The sequence below is a fragment of the Paenibacillus harenae DSM 16969 genome, from assembly GCF_000422465.1.
In the GTDB taxonomy this organism is placed as follows: Bacteria; Bacillota; Bacilli; order Paenibacillales; family Paenibacillaceae; genus Pristimantibacillus; species Pristimantibacillus harenae.
In genome coordinates, this window is the sequence record NZ_KE383842.1 from 870382 (window position 1) to 896599 (window position 26218).

The window sequence follows — 26218 nt, forward strand, 5'->3', positions numbered from 1 at the left end:
GGGACTGACACATGGGTATGCTGGAACAGTTTTTGCCGGCGTTTCTCGAGGAGGTTGTCGGAGACCGCTTCGGACGCTATTCAAAATATATTATTCAAGACCGTGCGATCCCGGATGTCCGCGACGGCTTGAAGCCGGTGCAGCGCCGTATTCTGTATGCGATGTACGATTCGGGCAATACGCCGGACAAGCAGTACCGGAAATCGGCCAAAACGGTCGGTGACGTTATGGGCAATTATCATCCTCACGGCGATTCATCCATTTACGAAGGAATGGTCAGGATGGCGCAACCGTGGAAGATGGGACATCCGCTGATTGACGGCCACGGCAACTGGGGCTCGCAGGATGACGACCCGGCGGCTGCGATGCGGTATACGGAAGCACGCCTTTCGCCGATTGCGATGGAGCTGCTCCGGGATATCGACAAGCGGACGGTGCTGTTCAAGGACAATTTCGATAATACGACGAAAGAGCCGGTCGTGCTGCCGTCGCGCTACCCTAATTTGCTTGTTAACGGGACCAGCGGCATCTCTGCCGGCTTTGCCACGGAAATCCCGCCGCATAACCTGCGCGAAGTCATTGACGCCTGCATTGCGCTAATGGGGAGATCAGACATGACGCTGGAGGAGCTTATGGCGTTCGTGAAAGGACCGGATTTTCCAACCGGCGGAACGATAATGGGCGAGGAAGGCATTCGGGAAGCTTACGCGACCGGCAAGGGACGTATCTATCTGCGCGCGAAGACGGCCTTTGAGGATCTGCGCGGGGGCAAGCAGCAGCTTGTCATTACCGAAATTCCATATCAAGTCGTGAAGTCGCGGCTTGTTACTGCTATCGAAAATATCCGTCTGGAGAAAAAGGTGGAGGGCATTGCCGAGGTTCGCGACGAGAGCGGACGCAATGGACTTCGAATTGTCGTGGAGTTCAAGAAGGAAGCGGATGCGCAAGGGATTTTAGCCTATTTGCTTAAGAAAACCGATCTGCAGGTCGCCTATAATTTCAATATGGTTGCAATCGTGAACAAAACGCCGATGCAGCTCGGCCTGAAACAAATTTTGACCGCGTATATCGATCATCAGAAGGAAGTCGTTACCTTCCGCACGAAATACGAGCTGGAGAAGGCCGAGGACCGGGCACATGTGGTTGAAGGCTTAGTCAAAGCGCTTAATATACTGGATGAAGTCATTGCGGCCATTAAAGCTTCCAAGAACCGTGCGGATGCGCAGGATAATTTGATCGCGAAATTCGGATTTACCGCGCGACAGGCGGATGCTATCTTAACGCTTCAGCTATACCGGCTAACGAATCTGGAAATTACGACGCTGGAGAAGGAGCTCAAAGAAGCGCTGAAGAAGATCGCTTATTTAAAGTCGATTCTGGAGAGCGAGAAAAAGCTGCTTGGCGTGATTAAGGACGAGCTTATCGAAATTCGCGACAAATACGGCATTGACCGCCGTTCGGATCTGCGCGGCGAAATCGAAGAGCTGAAGGTCAATCTGGAGGTTCTTGTTGCGTCTGAGGACGTGCTTGTGACGTTAAGCCATGACGGTTATGTCAAACGGACAAGCATGCTCTCGTTCACCAGATCAGGCGGCGAGCTGCAAAGCGCTGGCGTGAAGGAAGGCGACTTTATCCGCGAGCTGCTTGAAGTGAACACAATTGACAATTTGCTGTTATTCACGCGAAAAGGCCAGTATTACTTACTGCCCGTCCATCACATTCCGGAGTTTAAATGGAAGGATACGGGAACGGCCATCGTCAATGTCGTGCCGATGCCGAAGGATGATTCGATCGTCAGCGTCATTCCGGTCAAGGATATAAGCGCTGCATCCGCGTCGCTGGTGTTTGTCACGAGACGGGGACAGGTCAAGCGAACCGAGCTTAAGGAGTATGCAACGACCAGGTCTACGGCCGTTGTTGCCTGCAAGGTATCGGAAGGCGATGAGGTTATTCGAGTCGCCATAAGCGACGGCACGAAACAAATCATGCTGATAACCAAGCAGGGAATGAGCATACGGTTCGCCGAATCCGAAGTTAATCCGATGGGAAGGGCGGCAACCGGCGTCAGAGGCATGCAGCTTAAGGACGGAGACGAGCTTATAGCTGTGGAATGGGTGGCTGAGGATGAAGGCGAATTACTCGTCATTTCAGACATCGGCTATGCGAAGCGGACGCTGCTGCTCGATTATCCGATTCAGGGCAGAGGCGGGAAAGGCGTTCAGACGTTCGAGTTCAAAGAAGGCAAACGAGTGAGATCCAACGGGGATTCGCTGGTTGCCGCCTATTACTGCAAGGATTCGCGAGAAATCATCGCCGTTACAGCCTCCGGAGCGAAACTTGTTGCCGATTCCGAGAAAGCGCCGATCGAAGAACGCAAATCCATCGGGAAACTAATGTTCCCTGTCGAGAAAAATGACGTCATCGTTGAAACGTTGTCCCGTTCTGCGTTTGGTCTTAGTCAAAAGGCCGATTAGGCGGATCAAAACGTTCGATGACCTCGAGCAAAGCTTCAAGCATGACCCACAATGGCACCAGCTCATCCGGGCGGTCCAGCCATTGCGGGTCTTTTATTATGCCGTATCGTTTAATTTTCTGAATGATTTCCGCTTTTCTCTCGTTCATCTGCGTGCACGCTCCTTACTCGCCCTCGCAAAAATAGACACCGAGCCGGGCCTTCGCCACATTGTATGTCTAATGCTGTCGGAATGTTCATGAATGTATCGATTAATATCGCAAATTATTAATTGTGTTAACCTTTTATTCGACATGAAAGATTGATATAATAGGGAGCAAATAGGTGAAAGATGACAAAGAGAGGGTGTGAGGGTATGGTATCTGATGAATTTAATCGATTGTGGACGAAGCTCTCCCGGGAATGGAAAAACAACATGGAGCAATCGCTTGCTCCATTGACAGAAGGACAGTTGAACGTGCTTGAGCTGCTCATGCAGCATCAGCCGATGAAGCCGTCTGACCTGCTTCAGTATTTGGCAACGACGCCTGCCGCAATTACAACGCTGCTCGACCGGATGGAGCGCAATGAGCTGATCGAACGGTCGAGGGATAACAATGACCGGAGAATTGTATGGGTATCGGTGTCGGAGAAGGGCAGGACGGAGGCCGAACGCGGTACAGCGATAAGGTCTCAAATGATCGAGCAATCGCTGGACCGCATTTCCTCTCATAACCAGCAGCTGCTGGTTTACTTGCTTGGCAAAGTGGCGAATTAGTAACGCCGGGAAGTACAGAACCTTTTATTTCATAGAATCGAGCCGATTGCGAAGCAGTTCGTAGTTTTTCTTAAGACCGGAGTAATCGGCTTGAGTTAATAAGGTATCGGTCCCTGAAGCGATCGTTTCTTCAATCGGAAGAATGCGGTAACGAAAAGCGTGATCCGGCTTGTAACGGTGAACCCAAGTCGGAATCGGTTCGATTTCGGTGAACGCAACGGAGCCGTCCGTCATGTTCTTGCGTATGTTTACTTTAAAAATAACCCCGTAATCCTTCGTGTCGCCCCGCTGATTCGAGATGAAATTTCCCATGGAATATATAATTAGTCCTTGTCTGGCGCGGCCGTTCTTATCGCTTGTCTCCACGACCTCATACGGTTGAACCACATGCGGATGCGACCCTGCAATAATATCCGCGCCGGCTGCGATGAGAGCTCTGGCCAGCCGTTTCTGTTCATCACTCGGCGCCGTTTGATACTCCGTGCCGAAGTGGAGAGAGACCGTAATGAAATCCGCCCCCGCTTGACGAAGCCTGCTCATATCGTTCTTTATTTTCTCCTCATCGATAAGAGAAACCAAATACGGCTTGCCTTCCGGAATCGGAATACCGTTTGTCCCGTAGGTGTATGCGAGCAGTCCCATAACGATGCCGTTCTTCTCCGTCAGAAGCAGCTTATCGGCTTCCTCCTGCGACGATGCGGTGCCGACGGAGGGCAGCCCAAGCGCTTTCAGATTTTCCAGCGTACCGAGTACGCCCTTCTCTCCCTTATCGAGAGAGTGATTATTCGCATTTGTTATCAAGTTGAAACCGGCCGTTTTCAGCGCTTCAGCGAGCTCGACAGGCGCATTGAACGTCGGATAACCGCTGTAGCCGAATTCCTGGCCGGCAACCGGCGTCTCCAAATTGGCGATGACCCAATCTCCTTGCTCGAGCAGCGGCTTTACTTCGGCAAAAAACGGATCAAAATTGTAGCGGTTGGTCTTCTTGTCATAAGAGCCCGGCAGTTGAGGCGTATGCATCATAATATCTCCGACCGCCATCCAAACGGCTTCGTTATAAACAGGTTCCGGAGGCGCCGTCGGCGTCTCGATGACAATGGGGGAAGGCGTGTGAGATACCGCAGTCTCTTCTGCCGGACTTGCGGGAGCATCCTCAGAAGGGGAAGGAGCTCTAACATGCAATGAGGGCACGAAGAAAATAATAAGCAAACCGATGAGACTTAATAGCAATAAAAGAGCTTGAAGCTTGCGATGTTTGTTGCTCTTGCGTCGCATTAAGGGTCCGCCCTTTCTAATGGCATGCCGGTCAGCATGAAGGAGGCTGCCTCGAGCTGGTCGGCCGTCCACCAGCTCCAGACGTCTGATCCGGCCGGAATGGAGCGGAAGCTCATCATTTCCTTGCTGACGGGATGCGGAGCCGATACGGAGGTCGACCATAACGCAATGTCAGATATCCCGTTCGTCTTGCTCGCTCCATATTTAAGATCCCCGACGAGCGGGCAGCCGACATGCGCCATTTGCGCTCTAATTTGATGCGGTCTGCCGGTATGGAGCCGGATGGCCACCAGCGAATAGCGGTCCGAGGCAGCAGCAACCTCGTATTCCAATATTGCTTCCTTCGCTTCAACGGCCGGTTTGTCAAATACCGTCACTTGATTCAGCCTGCTGTCCTTGCGTATATAATGCGTGAGGCGTGCTCTCGGCCTTGCAGGGACGCCTTGAACGACACAGACGTAGCTCTTGCCGAATTGGCGGCTGCGCACGGCCTCGGACAGCCGCGAGGCCGCTTTCGACGTTTTGGCAAAAACCATGACACCGCCTACGGTTCGGTCCAGACGATGGATTAGACCCAGATAAACATTCCCAGACTTATTATACCGCTCCTTCAAATCCCGCTTCAGCAGCGTAAGCATATCCGGATCTCCCGTTTCATCCTCCTGGGAAAGAATGCCGGGCGGCTTCACGACAGCAAGAACATGGTTATCCTCATACAAAATCGGGATAGCCATTATCTCGACTCCCAGCGTCCCAGAATTCCGCAGGGCAGATTCAAGCCGGAATTCGTAATCGGCAGTCCGATCTCTCCGCAGTTGATTTCTCCGCCGTACTTGGCATGCATCGTCATATGCAGCAAATTGTGAAGCACCGACGGGGATAAACCGGTCGTGTACGAGTTAATCAGCAGAAATAACGGATGATCCGATAAAATGGTCGTACAGGTCTGCAGAAACGGAAACAGGTTCTCTTCCAGCTTCCAAGTCTCTCCGCTTGGCCCGCGGCCGTAAGACGGCGGATCCATGATGATGGCGTCATATTGCTTGCCGCGGCGCTGCTCGCGCTGTACGAATTTAAACACATCGTCAGTAATGTAACGGATAGGTGCCGAATCAAGTCCGGACAGCTGCGCATTTTCTTTCGCCCAATGAACCATGCCTTTGGCTGCGTCTACATGGCATACCTCGGCTCCTGCGGCAGCCGCCGCGACGGTCGCGCCGCCCGAGTAGGCGAATAGGTTCAATACGCGGACCGGTCTGCCCGCGGATCTGATTTTGTCCATCATCCAGCTCCAATTCACGGCCTGCTCGGGGAATAAGCCCGTATGCTTGAAGTTGGTCGGCTTAATATGGAAGTTCAGCTCGCCGTACGAGATCGTCCAGCGCTCCGGCAGCGACGGGCTCATCTGCCATTGGCCTCCGCCGGAGCTGCTGCGGTGATAGTGTCCGTCGGTTTTTTTCCAAAGTCCGGTTTCATTCGCGATCGGCCAAATAATCTGAGGATCCGGGCGGCGCAGCGTGTAATTGCCCCAACGCTCCAGCTTATCTCCGTCCCCCGTATCAATAACCTCATAATCGACCCATTTATCTGCTATGTACATATTTTCTTTACCCTTCCTTGACTCTTTTTTTGTAATATAATAAATGTCATCGATAATTATATCGAAGCTAACACCATGAAGCAATGAATCGACACAAACGGGGGATGGTATTTATTCGAAAGCAGTTGAATGTATGGATCCTGGTATTAACGTCCAGTATGGTTGTGTTCGCTGTATTAGCGTTAGGCGAACCAGAACAAGCCATTACATATCGGATATTCTCGCCGGTTATATGGCGGGTGTAGGCGCCATTAGTGTCATTATGATCATTTCTCATGCTGCGAGTTCGAAACGAGGAGATGCTTCACCATGATGAGTATAGAGTGCGAGTGCGGCAATAAAGCAGTGTTCTTCGCTACGGGGGACCGGGACGAGCAGGGCAGAGAGTATATCGAGCTTGAGGATGATGACAGGCTCTCCGTAATTGTTGGGGATAAAAGCGTGTTATTCCGCTGTGCTTTCTGCGGTTATACGTACAAGCTGGATCAAACCTAATCGTTTTTTAAAGCACCGCTTTAAGCCTAGGCTTGGAGCGGTCTCTTTTTCTCATCTTATATGTCTTTGGTTTGTCATTTTGGCCAAGCGGAGGGACATATAGATTGGATGGAGTACATTTATGAGAGGAGACTGCGAACGTGAAAGACCAGGTGCGCTATTGGAAGCCTTTCGTCAGTCCATTCGATCCTTGTCCACCCATCCGCGTGAAAAGCTACAGCACACCGCCGCAATTGTTTATTCCCTTCCAACCGCCTAACTTGCCACAGTTTACGCCGTTCGAAGCGTTAAAGTATGGGACATTATGGCCGGCTTTATATAGCCCATACAACCCAAAAAACTTCAGGCAAGAAGAAGGTGAAACCTGATGCAAAAAATGCTGGACGAAAATTATTATAAGCTGCTGCATGAGCTGCAGGCCGTTGATTTTGTTTTGGTTGAGCTTAATTTATATCTGGATACTCATCCGGGCGACGCGAATGCGATCCAGCAATTCAACCAATATTCTCAGCTAAGGCATCAAATCGCTCACAAATACGAGTCCCAATACGGTCCTTTGAAAAATTTCGGGCAAAGCTATTCCGGCACTCCTTTCAACTGGATCGATGCCCCTTGGCCGTGGCAGGTCTAACGCGAATAATTGTGAGGAGGTATCGTGAATGTGGGTGTATGAGAAAAAGCTTCAATATCCGGTTCGCGTCAGCAAATGCGACCCTATGATGGCTAAATTTTTACTTGAGCAGTATGGCGGGGCGGACGGGGAGCTTGCAGCGGCGCTTCGGTATTTGAATCAGCGCTATTCGATTCCGGACAAAGTTGTCGGACTGTTGACGGACATAGGCACGGAGGAATTTGCGCATTTGGAAATGATTGCTACGATGGTTTATAAATTAACGAAGGACGCAACGCCCGATCAGATGAGAGCAGCAGGACTTGGCGATCATTATGCCGCGCACGACAACGCCTTATTTTATCAAAATGCGTCAGGAGTGCCGTGGACAGCTGCTTATATTCAAGCCAAGGGGGACCCGATTGCCGACCTGTATGAGGATATTGCCGCCGAAGAGAAAGCGAGGGCTACCTATCAGTGGCTCATCGATCTTACGGATGATGTCGATTTGCAAGACGGATTAAAATATTTGCGGGAGCGCGAAGTCGTACATTCGCTTCGATTCCGCGAAGCGGTTGAGATTCTCAAGGAAAAGAGGGACGAGAAAATCTATTATTGAATCGCGAATGCGGAACATACAAAGCCCTACATGAAGCTGCGTTATTGGCCAAATGTGGGTTTTTTGTCGTAAACCAGAAATTGCGGTAAACAGCCTCCTTCGCGTCTGTCAAACTACATGACAGGTCCAGGCTAGTTATCCGACTACAGGATGAATATAAAATCCAACCCGGGCGCGAGTACAGCGTTCATCCGGTATGGCAAAATGAATGGATGAAGTACTTCCGTTCATAGGGATGACGTGAAGAAATTGATACCGGATACATATGACCGAAAGACCGTGAACTAGTGAAACGGCAGAATGTATTTATTTGCAGGCCGCCCCTCCGGATGGCTGGAAAAACCGTTGACGTCCGCCAACGGTTTTCCATTTTAACTAATAGCAATAATACCTCTCCCACAGCTTGAAGGAGTCATATTTGTCATCATCCCACCAACAGATGTCATCCCACCAACGGTCCTTATCCCACCAGTCATCCTTGTCGAACCAATCAATCCAACCTTTGTTATTCCAATTTTTATCGTTATTATATTTATCCGGCTGGCTCGAATGATTGTTGTAATTGTTCTGACTGCCGGATACCGAGAAGAAAGAAAATATATTCGAAAAAAGGTTGTTCTTGTTGTCCGATGAAGTTTTGCCCGATGAAGCTAACGCGGAGGCGGGGAACACGCAGATACATAATAATAAAGTGAGGCAAATGATTTTTTTTAGCCTGGACATCACATCAACACCTCCTTGCTTTTCTTATATGAGAACGTTTTCGTTCGCTATAAAGAATTTTATCTGAATTATGATCTATTGTAAATGAATTTATTTCGGTGCTGCCGCGAATATATTAATGAAGGCACAGTTTGAAATACATAGGCTGAACTGGTCAATCTATGACGTGGCTGATGAAACGGAGAAGACATTTGTAAATAAATATGAGTTGAATGATCACGTGTTTACAGGGGCTGTCGCTTGCAGGACTAGCCTAAGCCATCGGAGCATAAAAATGGTAGAAGAGGTGAATAGGAATGGAAGCTGCGCAAAAGGAAAAAATATTAATTCTGTCCGGCGCCCTAGGAGACGGACATGTACAGGCCGCCAAGGCCTTATATGAAGCTGCCGGGCTCTATCATTCGGATGCTGAGGTGGAAGTGATTGATTTTATGAAATGGACGCATCCCCGCTTGTCCGCCCTCGGTTCATATTGTTACTTAAAGTGGATCAAGCACTTTCCATCGGTATATGGTTATCTATTTCAAAAAACGCGCATGGATAACCCCTACTCTCATTTTCTGAAGCAGCTGCAGCTATTCAATCTTGAAAAAATGCGTAAACTTCTGCAGAAGGTGCAGCCGTCGATCGTCGTGCACACGTTCCCGTCTTCGGCCGCCGCCATGTCGTTATTGAAAAGCTACGGGCTGACAGACCTGCCGAGCGTAACGGTGATTACGGACCATACAGACCACAGCTACTGGATCCATCCTCATACCGATCATTATTTGGTAAGCTCGGAAGATGTCCGTCAATTACTGATCCTTCGGAATATTTCCGAGAGGCAGATTACAGTTTCGGGCATTCCAATCCGCGAATCCTTCAGCCAATCCTTCGATAAGCAGCTGCTTCGCGCTCACTACGGGATCGGCGGCTCTCAATTTGTCGTATTGGTGATGGGCGGCGGACTGGGGATGATTGACAGCGAACTGGTTGAATGGCTGCAAAACCAGGAGCTTCCGCCTGCCATGCAATTTATCGTGATTTGCGGACGCAACAAGAAGCTTCAGCAAGGGCTGAGTAAGAAACTGTCCGGCCGGAAAGAGAGGGTTACGATTGCAGGCTACGTGGATCATATCCAAGAACTGATGGCGTTGTCTGATCTCGTATTGACCAAGCCGGGGGGACTTACCACGTCAGAAGCATTGGCAATGGAGCTGCCTATGCTCCTATTCAAGCCGCTTCCCGGTCAGGAGCAGGATAATGCGCGCTACCTGGTACGCCGGGAAGCGGCTCTTGAAGCTAATGATTTCAGGCAGCTGCAGCTGCAGCTCATGAGACTGTACCATGACAGGGAGCTGCTTGGTAAGATGAAGGAAAAAGCAAAGCAGTGTTCGGTTAAGCAATCCGCACGATATGCGCTCGGTAAAATCAATGAGCTGAATAATCATTATCGCCATTTGGAAGAAGAACCCTTTCAAGCTTCGCTTGCAAACGAATTTGAACGGTTGGAGCTTTGCAGATGAAGCAGGAAAGCCGGAAGCGCCAACAAGCTTTTTTTAAAGTCTTGCCGAAGCGTGAGAGATGTGTTACGGTTATCGGAAATATTTTTTTCCGGGGAGGTCGTTTATGAGCCAAATGGAGATGAACCCGATTCTGTATTCGATCCCTGAAAGCTTTGAAAGCAGTCGTCTGCTCATACGGGCGCCATTGTGGAATGACGGAGCCCAGCTTAATGAGGCTGTAAGAGAAAGCCTTGATGAATTACGGCCATGGATGCCCTGGGCGAATAAAATTCCAGACCTTGAGGAGTCTGAAATTGTTATTCGGAAAGCCCGCCTGAAATTTCTGGAACGGTCGGATCTGATGCTGCTCATAGTATCGAAGGATACGGACCGGCTTATCGGGTGCAGCGGACTGCACCGGATCGACTGGCAGGCGCGGAAATTCGAAATCGGCTATTGGGTACGCACAGCTTATGCCGGACAAGGATATATAACCGAAGCGGTAAATGCGATTACCGGCTTTGCTGTAGCGGAGCTGCAGGCAAATCGCATTGAAATCCGCTGTGATTCGCGCAATAACCGAAGCGCAAAGGTCGCCGAGCGCTCAAACTTCAAGCTGGACGGCATTCTGCGGAACGATCGATGCGATGTCGACGGGAATCTTAGGGATACGATGGTTTTCTCTAAAATTCGCGGTGTTGAATACGAAATGCGAAACTCTCCATAAAGTGAAGAAAGTGAAGCCCCTTATGATGCGGCGTAAAGGGCTTTTTCGCTGTTTAGCCGTTCGGGATACGGTGAGCATTTCATTTGCAAAAAAGGAGTTGAGCGAAATTTATCGAAACTAACAAGAACACTTTCAAGGAGCTAATAATAATGGATGAACGACAATTCATGACGGTTTTACGAAATAATAGAGATCTAATCATACATAATTGGCTGCATGAGTTTCATGAAAACAGGTTACGCATTTATGAGGAGACAAGCTTTTTGCAGGAAGCGCACAGCTATTTCACCTTTATGATGGATATTGATATTCCTTTTGAGGAGCATGAGCATGTGAAGCGGGTTCCGTATTATTATAAGAACCTTTTTGACAATAAAATATCAAGCAGCGACTTGCTCCGCAGCAACCACATATGGAGAAATTCGCTGATGCGGTTTATAGAGGAGGAGCTGCACGATCAGCGTATTCCTATGCATGCGGTTAGAAAAATCAATCACCGGCTGGATCAATTTGAACGTTACGTATTCGATTATTATAACGAGTGTACGAATCGTCTCATAGCAGATAAGGAGAGCACCATTACGGAGCTGCACGAGGCTCGAATGACGATTATCGGAAAGATGGCTGCCAGCATGGCCCATGAAATACGAAACCCGTTAACCTCGGTTCTCGGGTTTATCAAAATGATCCGTCATCAAATATCCGACCGTTCTTACGACAAGCTCATTCCTTATTTGGACATCATCGAAATCGAGTTTCAGAACATACAGATGCATATTACCGGATTTTTAAGCTTCTCCAAAAAAGACGTAATCGAAGAATCGTTTATTGATGTTTCATCCAGATCGGTCATCGAGACCGTTATTTCATTAATCCAGCCGCGGATCATTGATGAAAACATCGAGCTTGTCTTTGATTCTATCCGGGACACAACCCTACATATTCAAAAAATCGCCATCCAACAGGTTTTATCCAATATATTAATTAACAGCATAGACGCCATGTACCAAATCGAAGGAGGAAGAAAAATTAGTGTATCCGGCAGGCTTGAGGAGGAAAATTATATCATCGCCGTGACCAACAACGGACCGGAAATTCCTAGTTCGATAAAAGATTCGCTTTTCACGCCTTTTGTGACGAGCAAGAAGGAAGGGACGGGGCTTGGACTTGCCATAAGCAAGCAGATCATGAATCGAAATCAAGGCGACATTCTATTTACCTCGAATCCCGAGGAAACGACGTTTATGATGGTATTCCATCTTGCCGCGCTTGCGCGCAAATAAGGGTTAGCTCGGTTGAGCTAACCCTGCGCCTCTATAACACGAGCTCATCATACCATTGCAGCGGGAGCAAGCTCTCGTCCTTCACATTGTCCCGCTCACCCAATAAGTCTTTGCATACGGACATGATAATATGGCCGCGAAGATCATTTTGGATGTTGCCATTCTCAAATTCGGCAAACAGATAAGCAAGAGCCTCTTCATCCGTCCTCAAGATTCGCTCATATTCATCCCGGTGCGCCTCGATATAATCGCCTGGATTAGAAGAAAACTTGGGCGAGGATTGAATGATCTCAAGCGATTTCTCAATTTGAGTACCTATTGCAATAGACTCGGATGAATGATTAAACATCCGGGCAATAAGTTTATTAAGGGCTTCGGCGCTGTCAGCGTGATAGCGAACATCCCCGCCGTTCCATTCTTCAGCCTTATCTCTTGTGTACGTAAAGCCAGTTATTTCTCCTTGGCCGCCTTTATCCGCAGCTTTGTAGGAAATGACATCAACATTATCAATTAAACTAAAGAGCAGCACAGCATTTGGAAAAAAAACATCCTCAAAATCCGTATGCTGCAAAGTTTCAGAAGTTGACGCGCCAATTACATGGATCGTTAATCCATAAGGCGGTTGAACGGTTTGAAGTTCAACCGTATCTCTTCTATAACCTGAAGGGAATGGCATCGCTTCGATCAGTGCCACCACTTTGCTTTGGTTGCCTACATAAGGCGTTTTATTAGCCATTAATAGCTTTGTATCGTATAAAGCTGCAGAGGAATTCGGCTCAGCCTTCGCCTCATATTCCGGATTTGCCGTCAGCAGGGCAATCGACGCGGCCGTTACGAGTACGGCGGCAGCTATAACCCATATATCAGGCTTTTTATAAGTTAAAATATTTTTGATCCGGGACTTAATATGGCTCTCGCCAAAGGCGAGAGGGCTGCCCGTCAACAAGCCGTTCCGTTTGACGGAGAGGGACAGCAGGGAGCGGGAATAGCTGGCTTTCTGATCCGTCCCCATTTTTCTGATGACACTTTCATCGCACGACATCTCCATATCCTTGCTCATTAAGGAATAGGCAAGCCATAGGACGGGATTAAACCAATGAACAATGAGGGTGACAAAGGCAAATGGCTTCACCAGGTAATCCAGTCTTCTAATATGCGTTTGTTCATGTGCGATCACATACGAAAGCTCATCTTTATCCAAACCGACCGGGATGTAAATCCTGGGCTTTATCAAACCGAACACGAATGGCGACGTAATGCGGTCTGTTTCAAAAATATTGTCTTTGACCAGCGTAGCCGTCTTCACATTGCTGTTCACTCTTATGTAGGAGACGAGGCTGTAAATAAGCAGTATGGCGACACCTGCAAGCCATAAGATACTCGCAATCTCCAATAGGGATTGTAAAGGATAAGCGCTCAATTCCGGCGAGCCCGGATGGATCAAGGAGAGTAAAGATTGAGCTTTACCGTCCATTTCGGCATCCATCGTTTCGACTGGGATGAGGCCGATGCTGCCGGGTGCATTTTCCATGACGCTTGGATTTGCTTGTTCTCTTGGCGGCAGCAAATGTAAGAAGCTAAACGCCGATTGAAAGCTGAACGGAAACACAAGCCTGATCAACACGGCCATCCAAAGGGCATAGGAGAAAATTTTCGGCAGGTTTTTAAAGAAAATACGCCCAACCATAACGGCTATAGCTGCATAGCTTGCTGTAATGCTCATGTTTAATATCGTTGTAAAAAAGCCGGTCATTTACTTGCCTCCTCAATGATTCGTTTCAGCTCTTCAGCCTCCTTTTTCGAAAGCTTCTTTTCGCCCAGAAAAGCGGTTATAAACTGCGGCAGAGATCCGTTAAACGCTCTTTCCATGACCGATTGGCTTTCATATCTTTGCGCGTCTTCTTTTTTGATAACGGCGGTGACGACCGCATCCGCGTTTCGAAGTACTCCGCGTTCGCACAGCTTTCTTAAAACCGTGTAGGTCGTGGATTTTTTCCACCCCAGCCTCTCTTGACAAAGCTTGACCAGCGCAGTCGAGTTTATCGGTTCATGCTCCCAAATCAAGCTGGCGAATTTATATTCCGCATCAAATAGTTTATACGATTCCATGGCTTCACCTCCAAAATAAGTTAGTTTATTCGAATAAACCTTGTTGCTGTTAAGTTTATCCTGATAGACCTGGAATGTCAAGAAGGCATAAAAAATCGCATAACGTCAGAAAAAGCCCATAAATGGGCTTTCTCTTTGGAGATATTTTAGGAATAGACATTCGGTGGCAAAGTCTTTGGGCTCGATTAGTAGCCGTATCCGCCGCCGAAAATTCCGCAGCTGCAAGCTATAATCACCAACAAGATGAACAGAACAAGGATCGCTCCAGTACTAGTAAAAGCACCGCCTACGTTACCTGACATTATCCAATGCACCTCCTTGTTTCCTGAATACTATGTAGGTTATGCATTAAAATTCCTTCATGACCTAGGTGTTTGTTACGGCATGACATTAGCCCTCTTCCTGAAAATGGCGACGAAATATGTAGACAAGCGATCCCTGGCAGCTTCTATTTCGAAATAATGTCCCGCCGATTGGCTTCATTTCTCATTTATACGAATAAGAACATCCCCGTATTCATGCAGGTTGGCATGGATACGGGGATGTTTTACGCAAAAAAATAATGATATGCTTATTATTTATGTGTTAATATAAAAGAGTGGGCTTTAGTTCTCAAGTACTATGCAAATATTGTAAAGGGAGAGGACATTGATCAGCACATATGGTTAATCAGCTGCTTTTACAACTCATAATCATATTGTTTCCCATATTTATCCAACAGTTCTTTTTCTCTCGGAAAAAAATAGCGGCGGACAGCTTGCGATATCAGCTGTTAAATGGGATTATGTTCGGCGGTTCGGCTGCTTTATGCATGGCGTTTCCGGTTAACCTGACGGCAGATTTCCAATGGGATCTTCGCTGCATTCCGGTAATCATTTCCATCGTGTACAGCAAGGGCAAATGGATCCCGGGCATCATTTCGGCGCTCATTGTCGAGCTATACGGATATTGCGCCGGAGGCGATGCAGCCGCACTCATTATGATTGGCTTTGCGTTTATGATAGCGCCAAGCTTCTTATTCGCCAAGTCATTCGCGCAAAGTCCTCCCATCAAGCGGGTAGCCGTAAGCTTAGCCTTAGCGTTATATTCGACTCTAGTGATGATCGTGCTTTTGGTTATTCATCAAAACATGGGTTCCCACATCATTGAACAACCTACATATCGTTATTTTGCGATTTCAGTAATGGCACTCGTTTCTTTAATCGGAATGGGAATCTCCGCACTGCTGAATGAGCATATCATTGAAAGCGCGTTGCTAAGACTGGAACTGGAGCGCAGCGAGAAGCTGAAGATCGTCAGTCAAATAGCAGCTTCGGTAGCCCATGAGGTGCGAAATCCGCTTACCGTTGTAAAGGGTTTTCTTCAGCTGCTGAAGGGATCGGTAGACGATAGACAGAAAGAATATTTAATAATCGCTTTGTCGGAGCTGGACCGGGCGGAATTTATCATATCCGATTATCTGAACCTGGCCAAGCCGCAAGCGGAGCACTTAGAGATTATAGAGGTTTCGGACTTTTTGAACCACACCGTGGAAATCATGAATTCATACAGCCTAATCCAAAACGTTGCGATGCATCTTAATTGCAATCAGACGGACCTGTTCATATTAGCGGACAAGCCACGACTGACGCAGGTTATTTTGAATTTAATTAAAAATGGCGTCGAGGCGATTCCAGCAACAGGCGATGTTACCGTAAATGCCTATTATCGCAATGAAGAAATCGTCATTGAAGTGATCGATACCGGGATTGGCATGACGAAAGAAAATTTGGACCATATCGGGAAAGCCTTCTTTACGACGAAGGATTCGGGAACCGGTCTCGGCATTCTGGTTACGATTCGGATTATTGAAGCCATGCATGGAAAAATAACGTTTGAAAGCGAGGTAGGCGTGGGGACAAAAGTGACGATCCGACTGCCCGCAGCACCATATAAACCATAAAGACCGCTGCAGCGAATGCTGTAAGCGGTCTTTACCGTTATTGCGCCTTATTTCAATTGAAGCATCATCGTCCACAGGTCCGAGCTTTCATATCCGAGCCGCCACGCGGCTACTCCGGCCAGATCATAAGCTTTGGCCAAGTTGATGCGTGCTTTGACCGTAGCTTCCGTCTCCGCCCAAAATTGATAAGTAAAGCCGTCCTTCTTGTATGTGTATTTCATTTGACCGGATTCGGCATCGAGCACGCCCTTCGCGGCGGTATCCGCGATAAGCTGAGGAATTTCTTTCATATAGACCGCACGGTTACCGACCAGCTTGCCTGTACCGTCCAGCTTCCATTCCCTGACATAGAAGGGGATGCCAAGCATCAGCTTGCTGCGGGGGATGCCATAGCCCAAAAACTGCTTAATGCCTTCTTCGGTCCAGCTCAAGCCCGCAACGGAGCCGGGTATCTTGCTTCCGCTCCAATGCTCGTCGTAAGCCATAATGATTATCGTGTCGACAACAGCTGAAAGCGCCGCATGATCATAAGCGGTCTGATGGTTCCAGCTGATGCTGCCTCTCGGAAGATCGATGGATAGCTGCATTCCTTTGGCTTGCACCGCTTTCGATAGCGAGGTGACGAAGGCGGTATAAGAAGCCCGGTCGCTTGCCGCAACCTCTTCGAAGTCCAGATTGACGCCTGCCGCCCCAAGCTGGACTAAGCGTCCGACGAGCTTGTTAATAAAGACTTGCTGTGCGGACTCGTTATTCAGAAAAGCTGTCGTCAATTTTCGGTCGAACTGGTTATGGACAAGCGGCATGACCTGAATGCCCTGCTCCTTCAACGTCTGTACGACAGTTATGTCTGACGTATCCTTCATTGAACCGTCTGCGTTCGAAAGCTCGAACCAGCTAGGCGCGTCAATCGACAATCCTTGCGAGTTAGCGACGTGGTCAAGCACGGTTTGGCTGGTCGCGCTGCCGTTCCAGCCGAGATAGGCGAGCTTCTTCGAATTGTTCCAGATCGAACGGCCATCCGCATTCCGGACCGAGCTGTTCGCATAATGCTTCGCAAAGTCGATTGCGCCGCTTCGCGTATTGAACATCCGCAGCTTGTTGTCTTCTTGATAGACGGTTAAGTATGGCATGCCGGACCAGAGGACCCGGCCGTTATGCTGAACCTCTGCATACGGGGTTTTCTTGGCTGCCTGAACCGCGGCATTCAGACTGATGAACGAGCCGACTGCTGAACCATTCTGGATGACGTTATAAGCAGGGACGTTCGAAAACACGATTTTTCCAGTTGCGGTGTTTAGAATCTCGCTGCTTGGGATAGAGGCCGAAGCATGGACGGCATCATAGAGGAAGGAATACAAGTTCTCCTCCTGTACAGGCAAGCCGTCAGCCATAATCTGATAGACGGGGACCGCAGCGCGCTGCGCCTTGATTTGCGCTGCGGTCAGATTGCCCCAAACCCATTTATTCGTCGATAAATCGATGATATGGGCGTTACCCCATTTCCTGGCTTCGCGCTTAGCGGCATCAAGAGTAGGAAACGACCAATTCTCCTGCGTGTTATCCCCTTGATATAAGGTGAAATTAGCATAGGTTTCATATTTCCAACCGATGTTTTCCAGGTCGCGGATATGCGCATTCGTTAACGTTTTTGCAATGGCGAGCGCCTGCTCATAGGTTCTGAATTCCCATTTTGCGTTCGTTACGCCGTTCTGATAAACCTTGTACCGGGGAAAATTATCCCATACCCAGTTCCGGCCGGATATCGTCTCCACATGGCTGTACCCGAATTTCCGGGCATAGTCGATGGCCTGCGCCTCCGCCCTAAATTCACGGAGCGCTTTGTCGTTCTGATAGACCCGATACTTGGTCATTTGCGTAGAAGCTGCGTCGGCGGTGCCGGCGGCTCCCGTCATGAGCGTCTGACAGAACAGCAGCAGCAGCAGGGCTGCGCTTAATTTTCTCTTCATAGCTTTCCAAACCACACTCCTCTCACAATCTATCTATTAGACGCAAGAGGAGGGAGGATGTTTCTCTTAATCTGGTTGATTCGCCAATGGAAATTCCCGGAAGAAAGTAGAACGCACGAAAAAAAGCATCCTTCAGAAATCCCGACCGGTGACCGGGAGTTCTTCGGAATGCTTTACATCTATGAATCTGCGATATCCGCCCAAAACTCCTCATCCGCGTCCAGCGTTATATTGGAGCGGAATACACGGCGGTTGTATTGCTTGAACATATACTGCTCGATAGCCTCGAGGATGTTCGCTTCGATGATGAATTGGCTTCGGCCGTTCACCCACACCTCGGCGGTGAAGCCGTATTGTTCTTCCCAGGAAAGCTGAACCTCTACGTCAGACGGCTTAACGCCTCGTCTGTCAGCCATATGGAGACAGACCGCGTTAATAATCTCATCTGTATAGATCCGCACGATTAATAGGGTCTCCGTTGATCCGGCGGGTTACGTTTGCTGCGTAAGTAGACGAACGCGACCCGGATCAGCATAATAATCGCAAAGATGGCAAGCAGGTTAATCATAAGCCCGAGAATCTGGCCGAAAGCGCCCATTCCCGCGAACAGTCCGCCGAACATCAATCCGGCCAAGCCGCCGAGCATCAAGCCCTTCATTAGGCTTCCGCCGCCGAAAAAGCCCGGTTTCGTCGTCCCCGTTGTCGTCCCCGTTCTGGCGCCGGGATTGGTCTGGCTCGTATTTTCATTTTTCTTCGGCGTTTGGGTATAGCCCTGTTTCGGTGATTTTATACCGCCTCTAGGTTTTGCGTCGGCGTATTGGCCAAATCCTAATGTTACGAATAAAGCGAGCGCCAGCATGACCAAAAATCCCTTTTTCATCTGTTTTTTCTCCTCCTGTAGTGCGGATGACGAGCATTGCTAACATCGTAAAATACGGCTAAGATAGACAGAGGTTTCACTTTTTTGTTTCATTAAGTATAAGCCTGCCGGGAGGAAGACATGACAAATTTTCCTAATTCATATGTTTCCTATTTAGTGGAATTTCATGCATCGCGGGATTTTTTCGAATGCCACGAGCTGCTGGAGGAGTATTGGAAGGAGCATCCGGAGGATACGCGGGCCGATGTCTGGGTCGGCTTGATCCAGCTTGCAGTAGCGCTTTATCATGAGCGAAGGGGCAATGTTCGCGGCGCTTTGAAAATGTTGAAACAAGCGGAGCCCCGATTGTCGCTGCCCTTACTTGAGTCGCTCGGCATCGATAGGGTGAACGTCGTCAAGCAGGTGTCGGAAAGAATAGAAGCTCTAACGGGAGAGCATCGGCCGGCGTATGTCGATTTAAACTTGAGGATTCTCGATAAAGATTTGATGGCAAGGTGCCAAGCGGAATGCGAGGAGCGCGGCTTGCAGTGGGAATCGCCAAGTCCGATGAAGGATGCGTCGATCATACATCGCCATAAGCTGAGAGACCGTTCTGAGGTGATTGCGGCGAGGCAGGAGGCATGGCATGCCAAAAAGAAGGAGCGTGGCGACTGAAATGAACAGCCGTCAAGCTCCTTTTTAAATGCTGTTACGCTTGTCTGCCGGCAGCGCCGTCCACGAGCTCAAGCTGTCCCGTATCGGGGTCAATGATGAGACCGTGAACCAAAATGTCTGCCGGAAGCAGGGGATGATTGCGAATAATGCTAACACTGTTTAAAACGCTGTCCCGGACATTATCGAAGCCGGTCAGCCAGCGCATCAGGTTTAATCCGGAATGCTTAAGCGTGGTAATCGTTTCGGTGGATATGCCGCGGTCCTCCATATGATGAATGACAGCTTCCGGGTTGAGACCCGTCATTCCGCAGTTATGATGACCGATGACGAATACTTCGTCGGCTTGCAATTCGTAGATGGCAACCAGGATACTGCGCATTATATTGCCGAAAGGCTGCGTAACGATCGCTCCGGCATTTTTAATGATTTTGGCGTCGCCATTTTTCAGATTCATCGCTTTCGGCAGCAATTCCGTAAGACGCGTGTCCATGCAGGTGACGATGACCATGCGTTTATTCGGAAATTTGCTCGTCGAATATTTCTCGTATTCAAGCGATCCGACGAATTGTTTATTATAGGACAAGATATCATCAATATTGCTCAAGCGGCGCTTCCTCCTCGAATCGATTATACAACAGGATTGGATGAACTCAAGAAACGAAGATGCAGCGTATAGATTTGACTGTCGCTCTTTAGACTAAAGCTGCTCTGCTCTTCATTATAATCAACTTTCAACTCTGGTTCGTAATACACTTCATGACGCGGCTCGTAATAAAAAGGTAACGGATCGCCATGAGCCAGCTTGTCGTCCACCGAAGGCTCCTCGATAAGCTGCAGCGCCGGGACGCCGCTGACGACGCAGCCGCAGCCTTCCGTATCGTGAAGCAGCTTGAGCCGCTTCGTCCCGCCGGTTAAGTAGGGCGTAAGCCGCCGGACGGCCGATTGCGAGAATGTAATTTGCATTTGCGGGTTCTCTCCCTCTCTCTCTGACGGAAATGGTGCTTCGTCAGTTTTATGTTGATTATAAAGACTGGAATAAGTAAGATCAAGTTATGTTCCAATGAATGGAATACCCTATTTTAAAGCTGGAAAGGCGGAATGAGGATGCCGGCAACATATGAAGAATCGCTGCAAAGCTTCAAAGAAACGATTCGTAAAATAAAAAGCTACGAGGAAGCGCTTGGCGTTTTGTATTGGGATCTGCGCACGGGAGCCCCGCGCAAAGGGATGGATAACCGCTCAGAGGCAATCGGCGTCCTATCCGGCGACATGTTCAAGCTCTCCACCTCGCCCGAGCTTGGCGATCGGCTCTCGAAGCTTGAGGAAAGCTCCGTCTTTGAACATTTATCCGAAATCGAGCAAAGGCTTGTATCGGAGACCAGAAAAGAATATGACCGCAGCGTCAAAATTCCGCCAAAGCTTTACCAGGAATATGTCGTGATCGCTTCGCAATCGGAATCGAAGTGGGAGGAAGCAAAGGCGAATAACGATTACGCCGGCTTTCAGCCCTATTTGGAAAAAGTGATATCCTATACGAATCAGTTTATCGACCTGTGGGGGCCGAAGGCGACCCGGTACGACACGCTGCTCGACCAATACGAGCCGGGTATGACGTCGGCTGAGCTCGACCGCGTGTTTGGCGGCTTGCGTTCCCAGTTGGTGCCGCTGGCAGCTGCAATCGCCGCTTCCCCGCATCAGCCGGATACGGCTTTCCTAAGCCAGAACTTCGACAAAGCCGCTCAGAAGGATTTCAGCTTGTACATATTGGGGCAGATGGGCTACAGCTTTGAGGCCGGCCGCCTCGACGAAAGCGTGCATCCGTTCGCGACAGGGCTAAGCCCCGGCGATGTCCGGATTACGACCCGTTACTTGGAGAACGACGTGACAAGCGCGCTGTTCGGCACGATCCATGAAGGCGGGCATGCCCTCTACGAGCAAAATATAATGGAGGAGCTGATCGGCACGACGCTGTGCACGGGCACCTCGATGGGGATCCACGAATCGCAATCCCGCTTCTGGGAAAATGTTATCGGCCGCAGCAGACCGTTCTGGGACCGTTATTTCGGCGAGCTGCAGAAACGTTTTCCGGGACAGCTGGACGTGAGCGTCGATCAATTCTACCGCGGAAATAACGTGGTGAAACCGTCTCTCATCCGGATCGAAGCAGACGAGCTCACCTACAACCTGCATATCATTATCCGCTATGAGATGGAGAAGCTGATCTTCAACGGGGGCGCGCGCGTCTCGGACTTGCCGGAGATCTGGAATGAGAAATACAGGGAGTACTTAGGCATCGCTCCTTCTAACGATGCGGAAGGGGTACTGCAGGACGTGCATTGGTCTGGAGGCGCCTTCGGCTATTTCCCGTCCTATTCACTCGGAAATATGTACGCGGCTCAAATCGCGGAGACGATGGAACGCGAGCTCGAAGGCTTCTGGACGCTAGTCGGACGCGGGGAGCTTCACCCGATCAAGCAGTGGTTAACCGAACGAATCTACAAATACGGCAAGCTGAGAACGCCGTCCGAGCTGATTCATCAGGTGACCGGCAAGCCGCTTGATCCGCAGCATCTGGTATCGTACCTGACGAATAAATATACGGACATCTACAAGCTTTAATAACAACTGTATCTTTTTGAAAACCAGCGGGCTGCCCTGTCGTCGGAGGACGATATGCGGGCAGCTTTCTTTTCGTGCGTCCATTCACCGCAAAGCTTGCAAACGCATAGGTTGGAATACATCGATTACACGCGAATGCGCAGGAGGGACGCAATATGAATAAACGAAGTTTTTTGTCGCTGCTGCTTGCAGCGGTGCTTGCTGCAACGGCTGTGCTGGCCGGCTGCGGCAATGGAGATTCGGGGAAGGCGACCGTCCGGATCGGCGAGGTAACGCGCTCGTTGTTCTACGCTCCGGAATATGTTGCGATTGAGAAGGGCTTTTTTGAAGAGGAGGGCCTGAACGTTGAATTAACAACGACGCCGGGCGGAGACAAAACGATGACCGCATTGCTCTCGAATGTGATCGACGTGGCGCTCGTCGGCTCGGAGACGTCGATTTATGTGTACCAGCAGGGTACGGACGACCCGATCATCAACTTCGCTCAGCTGACGCAGACCGACGGCACGTTCTTAGTCGCGAGGGAAGCGGATGACAGCTTCGATTGGAATTCCTTGAAGGGCAGCGTGTTCCTCGGACAACGTGTCGGCGGCATGCCGCAAATGGCGGGCGAATTTACGCTGAAGAAGTACGGCATTGATCCGAAGGCGGATCTGGAGCTCATCCAAAATGTTGATTTCGCCAATATTGCCGCAGCCTTCGCATCCGGTACCGGCGATTACGTACAGCTGTTCGAGCCGACGGCATCGATCTTTGAGAAAGAGGGTCAAGGACATGTCGTCGCGTCATTCGGAGCGGAAAGCGGACATTTGCCTTACACCGTTTTCATGGCGAAGCAAAGCTATATAAACAAAAACAAAAAGACCGTTCAATCGTTTACGAACGCGATTCATAAGGCACAGCTGTGGGTGGAAGCAAACGATGCGGAAGCCATTGCGGATGCGGTGCTCCCATACTTTGAGAACGTCGACCGCGATATATTAGTCAGCTCGATCGATCGTTATAAGCAGCAAGGCTCCTTCGCGGCGGATCCGATCATCGACGAAGCGGAATGGAACAATCTGCTTGACGTCATCACGTCGGCGGGAGAGCTGGACAAACGGACGGAGCATCATGAGCTGGTAGATACTAGCTATGCGGAGGAAGCGATCGAAGCGGTGAAATAACCGTGTTCGGCAGGAAATGGGGGCTTAGGCATGAATAATGAACCGGTGCTTGAGCTGCAGCAGTTATCACATGTCTACGTGAGTGAAAAAGGAGCTTCGCTCGCTGTCGAGAACATTAACTTCTCCGTCTCGCGAGGGGAATTTATTAGCCTGGTCGGCCCCAGCGGCTGCGGGAAAACGACGGTTCTCAGCCTGCTGGCCGGATTGTTTCCGCCAACCAAGGGCCAGGTGCTGCTGAATGGCGAGCGGGTCTCCGGTCCTTCGCCAAAAGTAGGCTATATGCTGCAGCAAGATTATTTGTTTCCTTGGCGCACGATAAGAGAGAATGCCGCGGTCGGCTTGGCGATCAGCGGCAGGAAAACAGCGCTCACGCTTAAAGCCGTAGACGAGCTGCTCGAGGTTGTCGGTCTGCCGGGAGCCGGGGACCGCTATCCGCATGAGCTGTCCGGCGGGATGCGGCAGCGCGTCGCGCTGGCGAGGACGCTGGCGACGGAGCCGGAGGTGCTCCTGCTTGACGAGCCGTTCTCGGCGCTTGATCTGCATATCAAGCTTCAGCTGGAGGATCTGGTCCAACAGACGCTTAAGCGGCTCAGCAAAACAGCGGTGCTCGTCACGCATGATTTAGCGGAAGCGGCGGCGATGAGCGATCGCGTCATCGTGCTGGGCCGCAATCCCGGCCATATCCGATGCGAGGTGATCGTACCTGGGGAGCTGAGGCTAGCCCCTCCGATGACCGCGCGCAAGCTGCCCGGCTTTCAGGAGCTGTTCGAACAATTATGGTCGGAACTGGATGAGGAGGATGAAGAAGGGGGGGAAGGGCATGGATGACCTTAGAGAGAAGCCTTCTATTCAGGATAAGCAGGATTTTGCGTCCGTGTCGGGCGTTCAAGAAGACCGGCGCGATTGGATGTTTGAGCTTCATGCCCGGTTCAAAGAGCGGCAGCGCCGGATAACGGCTGCGGTCGTGGGGTCCCAAATCATCCTCTTGCTATTATTTGCAGGCTTATGGGAAGCGGCGGGCAGGAACAAATGGATCGATCCGCTCTTGTTCAGCTACCCGTCGAAGATGCTGGATCAGCTGTGGAAGACGATGGCGGACGGTTCGATCTGGCCGCATATCGGAATTACGGTTTCCGAGACGATTGCGGGCTTTGTGCTGGGCACGCTGCTGGGCACCCTCATTGCGGCAGCGCTATGGTGGTTTCCGTTCCTATCGCGGGTGTTCGATCCTTATCTCGTCGTATTAAACAGTATGCCGAAGGTGGCCCTCGGCCCGATCTTTATCGTTGGACTCGGACCCGGCTTTATATCGATCGTGGCCGTTACTCTATCCGTGACGGTCATTATTACCACATTAAATATATACAACCAGTTCCGGGAGATCGACAGCGGCTATATCAGGGTCGTCCGATTGTTCGGCGCTTCGCGTTGGCAGCTGTTCCGGCTTGTCATTTTGCCGGGCTCCTTCCCCGTCATCATCTCGACGCTTAAGGTGAACGTCGGGCTCGCCTGGATAGGCGTCATCGTCGGCGAATTCCTGGTAGCGAATATCGGATTAGGGTATTTGATCATATACGGCTTTCAGGTGTTCAACTTCACGCTAGTGCTTTCCAGCTTAATCGTCATTGCCGTTGTCGCGACGATTATGTACCAGCTGGTCACAATGCTTGAACGGCGGTTGACGGCAGGCTGGCGCGAGCGTTAGGATGTAGGAATACATCTTACCGCTTGCGAGGTTTTGCTATGGGAATTCGGATTGTCAAAACGGCTTTGGCGGCAATCGCCGCAATTTATACCGCGGTTTATTTAGGACTGGAGCCTCCGCTTGGCGCGGGAATATTGGCTATTCTCGGCGTGGAAGTAACGCGGATGAAGGGGCTGAAGAGCGCCTTTGTCCGCTTCATTGCATCCGTGCTTGGCCTTTTTTTCGCATCGTTCATCTTTACGCTGTTCGGCTTCCATATTTGGGCGGTCGCGTTGTTTATCCTCTTCACCTTCCCGGTGCTCTCGCGGTTCCAGCTGAAGGACGGCATCGTTACGAGCTCGGTTATCGTCTTTCATCTGTTCGACCGCGCGGAGGTCACGACCCAAGTGATCGGCAACGAAATCATGCTTCTGATCGCCGGTCTTGGCTGGGCGACGGTTCTTAACATCATCTATATGCCGAAGGATGAACATCAGCTTACTCTTTACCGGTCGGAAATCGAGCATACCTTTAGCGGAATTTTTAAGGAAATGGCGCTGACGCTGCGCAACCCGGCGCATATATGGAACGGCAATGAAATACTTGAAGCGTTTCATATGATTGAAGAAGGCGCTAAACGTTCGGTATGGAACCGGGAAAACCGGCTGTTCGGCCAGGAGCATTACTGGTCCACATATTTCGAGATGAGGCGTCAGCAGCTGGAATCGATCCAGCAGATGCTTGTATCGCTTGCGCACGTGTTCGAGAAGGTGCCGCAGGCCGCCATGATTGCCGAGCTGTTCGAGAGGCTGTCGGGCGACGTGAAATCCGACGTGTATCAAGGTACGGTCGAAGAAAGGTTGCACGTGCTCGCACAGCTGTTCCGGGCGATGGAGCTGCCGAAGACGAGGGACGAGTTCGAGGTTCGTGCTTCGCTGCGCATGCTGCTTCATGAGCTGGAGAGATTCCTCGGCATCGCGAAACGGTTGAAAAAAAGAAAAGTCATGACAAGCGAGGTTCGGCCATAGAATATAGAGGGAAAAAATTCGTTGCGAGGCGGACGTAAACGGCTGCAGCCGATCTCTAGCGGTCAGCATGCGTTTCGCGAAGAGATATAGGAATCGATATAAGAGTAAAGCTTATAGATTCTT

The 26218-nt window shown here is 50.0% G+C and carries 29 protein-coding genes; 16 read left to right on the forward strand and 13 right to left on the reverse strand.

The window, feature by feature from the left end; genetic code table 11:
• Positions 1 to 11: 11 nt before the first annotated feature.
• Positions 12 to 2474, forward strand: a complete 2463-nt coding sequence (gyrA, locus tag H581_RS0114320; RefSeq protein ID WP_028610609.1) for a DNA gyrase subunit A — start codon at positions 12 to 14, stop codon at positions 2472 to 2474.
• On the opposite strand, the gene H581_RS38380 is transcribed toward gyrA, so the two are convergent.
• The gene (locus H581_RS38380) at positions 2455 to 2622 is read right to left on the reverse strand and encodes a hypothetical protein (RefSeq protein ID WP_169507505.1); all 168 of its coding nucleotides are present in this window, start codon (positions 2620 to 2622) and stop codon (positions 2455 to 2457) included. The genes gyrA and H581_RS38380 overlap by 20 nt on opposite strands.
• A gap of 206 nt (positions 2623 to 2828) precedes the next feature.
• Between H581_RS38380 and H581_RS0114330 the strand changes: the two genes are divergently transcribed.
• On the forward strand, positions 2829 to 3230 hold the full coding sequence (locus tag H581_RS0114330; RefSeq protein WP_028610610.1) for a MarR family winged helix-turn-helix transcriptional regulator: 402 nt from the start codon (positions 2829 to 2831) through the stop codon (positions 3228 to 3230).
• A 24-nt stretch (positions 3231 to 3254) separates the two neighbouring features.
• On the opposite strand, the gene H581_RS0114335 is transcribed toward H581_RS0114330, so the two are convergent.
• Genes H581_RS0114335 through H581_RS0114345 form a run of 3 tightly spaced genes read right to left on the reverse strand, consistent with a single transcriptional unit; the run spans position 3255 to position 6105 of the window.
• Positions 3255 to 4505 carry a CapA family protein gene (locus H581_RS0114335; protein WP_051250790.1) on the reverse strand — a complete coding sequence of 417 codons (1251 nt, stop codon included), beginning with the start codon at positions 4503 to 4505 and terminating at the stop codon, positions 3255 to 3257.
• Positions 4505 to 5239: an RluA family pseudouridine synthase gene (locus tag H581_RS34015; RefSeq protein ID WP_051250792.1), complete on the reverse strand. Its 735-nt coding sequence runs from the start codon at positions 5237 to 5239 to the stop codon at positions 4505 to 4507. The genes H581_RS0114335 and H581_RS34015 overlap by 1 nt, the downstream gene beginning before the upstream one ends.
• Positions 5239 to 6105, reverse strand: coding sequence for a class I SAM-dependent methyltransferase (locus tag H581_RS0114345; RefSeq protein ID WP_028610612.1), 867 nt, complete (start codon positions 6103 to 6105; stop codon positions 5239 to 5241). Before H581_RS0114345 ends, H581_RS34015 begins: the two co-directional genes overlap by 1 nt.
• A gap of 309 nt (positions 6106 to 6414) precedes the next feature.
• Here H581_RS0114345 and H581_RS0114350 point away from each other — a divergent pair, with 309 nt between their 5' ends.
• From H581_RS0114350 to H581_RS0114365, 4 genes are all read left to right on the forward strand, one after another.
• On the forward strand, positions 6415 to 6600 hold the full coding sequence (locus H581_RS0114350) for a hypothetical protein (RefSeq protein WP_028610613.1): 186 nt from the start codon (positions 6415 to 6417) through the stop codon (positions 6598 to 6600).
• A gap of 140 nt (positions 6601 to 6740) precedes the next feature.
• Positions 6741 to 6968, forward strand: coding sequence for a spore coat associated protein CotJA (locus H581_RS0114355; RefSeq protein WP_028610614.1), 228 nt, complete (start codon positions 6741 to 6743; stop codon positions 6966 to 6968).
• The gene (locus H581_RS0114360) at positions 6968 to 7231 is read left to right on the forward strand and encodes a spore coat protein CotJB (RefSeq protein WP_028610615.1); all 264 of its coding nucleotides are present in this window, start codon (positions 6968 to 6970) and stop codon (positions 7229 to 7231) included. The genes H581_RS0114355 and H581_RS0114360 overlap by 1 nt, the downstream gene beginning before the upstream one ends.
• Before the next feature lie 28 nt (positions 7232 to 7259).
• Entirely contained in the window at positions 7260 to 7829 is a 570-nt protein-coding gene (locus H581_RS0114365) for a manganese catalase family protein (RefSeq protein WP_028610616.1), read from the forward strand.
• Between the two features lie 375 nt (positions 7830 to 8204).
• Here H581_RS0114365 and H581_RS0114370 read toward each other — a convergent pair whose 3' ends face one another.
• Complete coding sequence (locus H581_RS0114370; protein WP_028610617.1) at positions 8205 to 8552, reverse strand: hypothetical protein; 348 nt, start codon at positions 8550 to 8552, stop codon at positions 8205 to 8207.
• 296 nt (positions 8553 to 8848) lie between these two features.
• Between H581_RS0114370 and H581_RS34020 the strand changes: the two genes are divergently transcribed.
• The 3 genes from H581_RS34020 (at position 8849) to H581_RS0114390 (ending at position 12046) form a co-directional block, all read left to right on the forward strand.
• Positions 8849 to 10057: an MGDG synthase family glycosyltransferase gene (locus H581_RS34020; protein WP_084134588.1), complete on the forward strand. Its 1209-nt coding sequence runs from the start codon at positions 8849 to 8851 to the stop codon at positions 10055 to 10057.
• A 103-nt stretch (positions 10058 to 10160) separates the two neighbouring features.
• Positions 10161 to 10763 (forward strand): GNAT family N-acetyltransferase, encoded by a 603-nt coding sequence (locus tag H581_RS0114385; protein WP_028610618.1) that lies wholly within the window; start codon positions 10161 to 10163, stop codon positions 10761 to 10763.
• A gap of 149 nt (positions 10764 to 10912) precedes the next feature.
• Complete coding sequence (locus H581_RS0114390; RefSeq protein WP_051250794.1) at positions 10913 to 12046, forward strand: sensor histidine kinase; 1134 nt, start codon at positions 10913 to 10915, stop codon at positions 12044 to 12046.
• A gap of 31 nt (positions 12047 to 12077) precedes the next feature.
• Here H581_RS0114390 and H581_RS34025 read toward each other — a convergent pair whose 3' ends face one another.
• The 3 genes from H581_RS34025 to H581_RS38605 all read right to left on the reverse strand — a co-directional run bounded on the left by H581_RS34025 (position 12078) and on the right by H581_RS38605 (position 14457).
• On the reverse strand, positions 12078 to 13799 hold the full coding sequence (locus tag H581_RS34025) for a M56 family metallopeptidase (RefSeq protein WP_084134589.1): 1722 nt from the start codon (positions 13797 to 13799) through the stop codon (positions 12078 to 12080).
• Positions 13796 to 14155 carry a BlaI/MecI/CopY family transcriptional regulator gene (locus H581_RS0114400; RefSeq protein WP_028610620.1) on the reverse strand — a complete coding sequence of 120 codons (360 nt, stop codon included), beginning with the start codon at positions 14153 to 14155 and terminating at the stop codon, positions 13796 to 13798. Before H581_RS0114400 ends, H581_RS34025 begins: the two co-directional genes overlap by 4 nt.
• 185 nt (positions 14156 to 14340) lie before the next feature.
• A complete protein-coding gene (locus H581_RS38605; protein ID WP_084134590.1) occupies positions 14341 to 14457 on the reverse strand; it encodes a sporulation protein YjcZ in 117 nt (38 codons plus the stop codon).
• Positions 14458 to 14912: 455 nt separating this feature from the next.
• On the opposite strand from H581_RS38605, the gene H581_RS0114410 reads away from it, so the two are divergent.
• Positions 14913 to 16097, forward strand: coding sequence for an ATP-binding protein (locus H581_RS0114410; RefSeq protein ID WP_169507506.1), 1185 nt, complete (start codon positions 14913 to 14915; stop codon positions 16095 to 16097).
• A 47-nt stretch (positions 16098 to 16144) separates the two neighbouring features.
• Here H581_RS0114410 and H581_RS0114415 read toward each other — a convergent pair whose 3' ends face one another.
• The 3 genes from H581_RS0114415 to H581_RS0114425 form a co-directional block, all read right to left on the reverse strand.
• Positions 16145 to 18064: a glycosyl hydrolase family 18 protein gene (locus H581_RS0114415; RefSeq protein ID WP_028610622.1), complete on the reverse strand. Its 1920-nt coding sequence runs from the start codon at positions 18062 to 18064 to the stop codon at positions 16145 to 16147.
• A gap of 179 nt (positions 18065 to 18243) precedes the next feature.
• A complete protein-coding gene (locus H581_RS0114420) occupies positions 18244 to 18525 on the reverse strand; it encodes a YxcD family protein (protein ID WP_036718621.1) in 282 nt (93 codons plus the stop codon).
• A 2-nt stretch (positions 18526 to 18527) separates the two neighbouring features.
• Positions 18528 to 18944 carry a hypothetical protein gene (locus H581_RS0114425; RefSeq protein ID WP_028610624.1) on the reverse strand — a complete coding sequence of 139 codons (417 nt, stop codon included), beginning with the start codon at positions 18942 to 18944 and terminating at the stop codon, positions 18528 to 18530.
• A 120-nt stretch (positions 18945 to 19064) separates the two neighbouring features.
• Here H581_RS0114425 and H581_RS0114430 point away from each other — a divergent pair, with 120 nt between their 5' ends.
• Positions 19065 to 19598 carry a DUF309 domain-containing protein gene (locus H581_RS0114430; protein ID WP_028610625.1) on the forward strand — a complete coding sequence of 178 codons (534 nt, stop codon included), beginning with the start codon at positions 19065 to 19067 and terminating at the stop codon, positions 19596 to 19598.
• Between the two features lie 34 nt (positions 19599 to 19632).
• Here H581_RS0114430 and H581_RS0114435 read toward each other — a convergent pair whose 3' ends face one another.
• Both H581_RS0114435 and H581_RS0114440 read right to left on the reverse strand, forming a co-directional pair.
• Positions 19633 to 20202, reverse strand: coding sequence for a beta-class carbonic anhydrase (locus H581_RS0114435; RefSeq protein ID WP_028610626.1), 570 nt, complete (start codon positions 20200 to 20202; stop codon positions 19633 to 19635).
• 23 nt (positions 20203 to 20225) lie between these two features.
• Positions 20226 to 20561 (reverse strand): iron-sulfur cluster biosynthesis family protein, encoded by a 336-nt coding sequence (locus H581_RS0114440; RefSeq protein WP_028610627.1) that lies wholly within the window; start codon positions 20559 to 20561, stop codon positions 20226 to 20228.
• A 141-nt stretch (positions 20562 to 20702) separates the two neighbouring features.
• Between H581_RS0114440 and H581_RS0114445 the strand changes: the two genes are divergently transcribed.
• From H581_RS0114445 to H581_RS0114465, 5 genes are all read left to right on the forward strand, one after another.
• Positions 20703 to 22217 carry a carboxypeptidase M32 gene (locus H581_RS0114445; RefSeq protein WP_028610628.1) on the forward strand — a complete coding sequence of 505 codons (1515 nt, stop codon included), beginning with the start codon at positions 20703 to 20705 and terminating at the stop codon, positions 22215 to 22217.
• A 155-nt stretch (positions 22218 to 22372) separates the two neighbouring features.
• A complete protein-coding gene (locus H581_RS0114450) occupies positions 22373 to 23383 on the forward strand; it encodes an ABC transporter substrate-binding protein (protein WP_028610629.1) in 1011 nt (336 codons plus the stop codon).
• Positions 23384 to 23413: 30 nt separating this feature from the next.
• A complete protein-coding gene (locus H581_RS34030; RefSeq protein WP_036718624.1) occupies positions 23414 to 24211 on the forward strand; it encodes an ABC transporter ATP-binding protein in 798 nt (265 codons plus the stop codon).
• Positions 24204 to 25088 (forward strand): ABC transporter permease, encoded by an 885-nt coding sequence (locus H581_RS0114460; protein ID WP_051250795.1) that lies wholly within the window; start codon positions 24204 to 24206, stop codon positions 25086 to 25088. Before H581_RS34030 ends, H581_RS0114460 begins: the two co-directional genes overlap by 8 nt.
• 38 nt (positions 25089 to 25126) lie before the next feature.
• Positions 25127 to 26095 carry an aromatic acid exporter family protein gene (locus tag H581_RS0114465; RefSeq protein WP_028610631.1) on the forward strand — a complete coding sequence of 323 codons (969 nt, stop codon included), beginning with the start codon at positions 25127 to 25129 and terminating at the stop codon, positions 26093 to 26095.
• The last annotated feature ends 123 nt before the right edge of the window (positions 26096 to 26218 follow it).

What these genes read in the sequence shown, in the direction of transcription:
- gyrA (WP_028610609.1), top strand. Translation starts at nt 12, where the DNA reads ATGGGTATGCTGGAACAGTTTTTGCCGGCGTTTCTCGAGGAGGTTGTC.
- H581_RS38380 (WP_169507505.1), bottom strand. Translation starts at nt 2,622, where the DNA reads ATGAACGAGAGAAAAGCGGAAATCATTCAGAAAATTAAACGATACGGC.
- H581_RS0114330 (WP_028610610.1), top strand. Translation starts at nt 2,829, where the DNA reads ATGGTATCTGATGAATTTAATCGATTGTGGACGAAGCTCTCCCGGGAA.
- H581_RS0114335 (WP_051250790.1), bottom strand. Translation starts at nt 4,505, where the DNA reads ATGCGACGCAAGAGCAACAAACATCGCAAGCTTCAAGCTCTTTTATTG.
- H581_RS34015 (WP_051250792.1), bottom strand. Translation starts at nt 5,239, where the DNA reads ATGGCTATCCCGATTTTGTATGAGGATAACCATGTTCTTGCTGTCGTG.
- H581_RS0114345 (WP_028610612.1), bottom strand. Translation starts at nt 6,105, where the DNA reads ATGTACATAGCAGATAAATGGGTCGATTATGAGGTTATTGATACGGGG.
- H581_RS0114350 (WP_028610613.1), top strand. Translation starts at nt 6,415, where the DNA reads ATGATGAGTATAGAGTGCGAGTGCGGCAATAAAGCAGTGTTCTTCGCT.
- H581_RS0114360 (WP_028610615.1), top strand. Translation starts at nt 6,968, where the DNA reads ATGCAAAAAATGCTGGACGAAAATTATTATAAGCTGCTGCATGAGCTG.
- H581_RS0114365 (WP_028610616.1), top strand. Translation starts at nt 7,260, where the DNA reads ATGTGGGTGTATGAGAAAAAGCTTCAATATCCGGTTCGCGTCAGCAAA.
- H581_RS0114370 (WP_028610617.1), bottom strand. Translation starts at nt 8,552, where the DNA reads ATGTCCAGGCTAAAAAAAATCATTTGCCTCACTTTATTATTATGTATC.
- H581_RS34020 (WP_084134588.1), top strand. Translation starts at nt 8,849, where the DNA reads ATGGAAGCTGCGCAAAAGGAAAAAATATTAATTCTGTCCGGCGCCCTA.
- H581_RS0114385 (WP_028610618.1), top strand. Translation starts at nt 10,161, where the DNA reads ATGAGCCAAATGGAGATGAACCCGATTCTGTATTCGATCCCTGAAAGC.
- H581_RS0114390 (WP_051250794.1), top strand. Translation starts at nt 10,913, where the DNA reads ATGGATGAACGACAATTCATGACGGTTTTACGAAATAATAGAGATCTA.
- H581_RS34025 (WP_084134589.1), bottom strand. Translation starts at nt 13,799, where the DNA reads ATGACCGGCTTTTTTACAACGATATTAAACATGAGCATTACAGCAAGC.
- H581_RS0114400 (WP_028610620.1), bottom strand. Translation starts at nt 14,155, where the DNA reads ATGGAATCGTATAAACTATTTGATGCGGAATATAAATTCGCCAGCTTG.
- H581_RS38605 (WP_084134590.1), bottom strand. Translation starts at nt 14,457, where the DNA reads ATGTCAGGTAACGTAGGCGGTGCTTTTACTAGTACTGGAGCGATCCTT.
- H581_RS0114415 (WP_028610622.1), bottom strand. Translation starts at nt 18,064, where the DNA reads ATGAAGAGAAAATTAAGCGCAGCCCTGCTGCTGCTGCTGTTCTGTCAG.
- H581_RS0114425 (WP_028610624.1), bottom strand. Translation starts at nt 18,944, where the DNA reads ATGAAAAAGGGATTTTTGGTCATGCTGGCGCTCGCTTTATTCGTAACA.
- H581_RS0114430 (WP_028610625.1), top strand. Translation starts at nt 19,065, where the DNA reads ATGACAAATTTTCCTAATTCATATGTTTCCTATTTAGTGGAATTTCAT.
- H581_RS0114440 (WP_028610627.1), bottom strand. Translation starts at nt 20,561, where the DNA reads ATGCAAATTACATTCTCGCAATCGGCCGTCCGGCGGCTTACGCCCTAC.
- H581_RS0114445 (WP_028610628.1), top strand. Translation starts at nt 20,703, where the DNA reads ATGCCGGCAACATATGAAGAATCGCTGCAAAGCTTCAAAGAAACGATT.
- H581_RS0114450 (WP_028610629.1), top strand. Translation starts at nt 22,373, where the DNA reads ATGAATAAACGAAGTTTTTTGTCGCTGCTGCTTGCAGCGGTGCTTGCT.
- H581_RS34030 (WP_036718624.1), top strand. Translation starts at nt 23,414, where the DNA reads ATGAATAATGAACCGGTGCTTGAGCTGCAGCAGTTATCACATGTCTAC.
- H581_RS0114460 (WP_051250795.1), top strand. Translation starts at nt 24,204, where the DNA reads ATGGATGACCTTAGAGAGAAGCCTTCTATTCAGGATAAGCAGGATTTT.
- H581_RS0114465 (WP_028610631.1), top strand. Translation starts at nt 25,127, where the DNA reads ATGGGAATTCGGATTGTCAAAACGGCTTTGGCGGCAATCGCCGCAATT.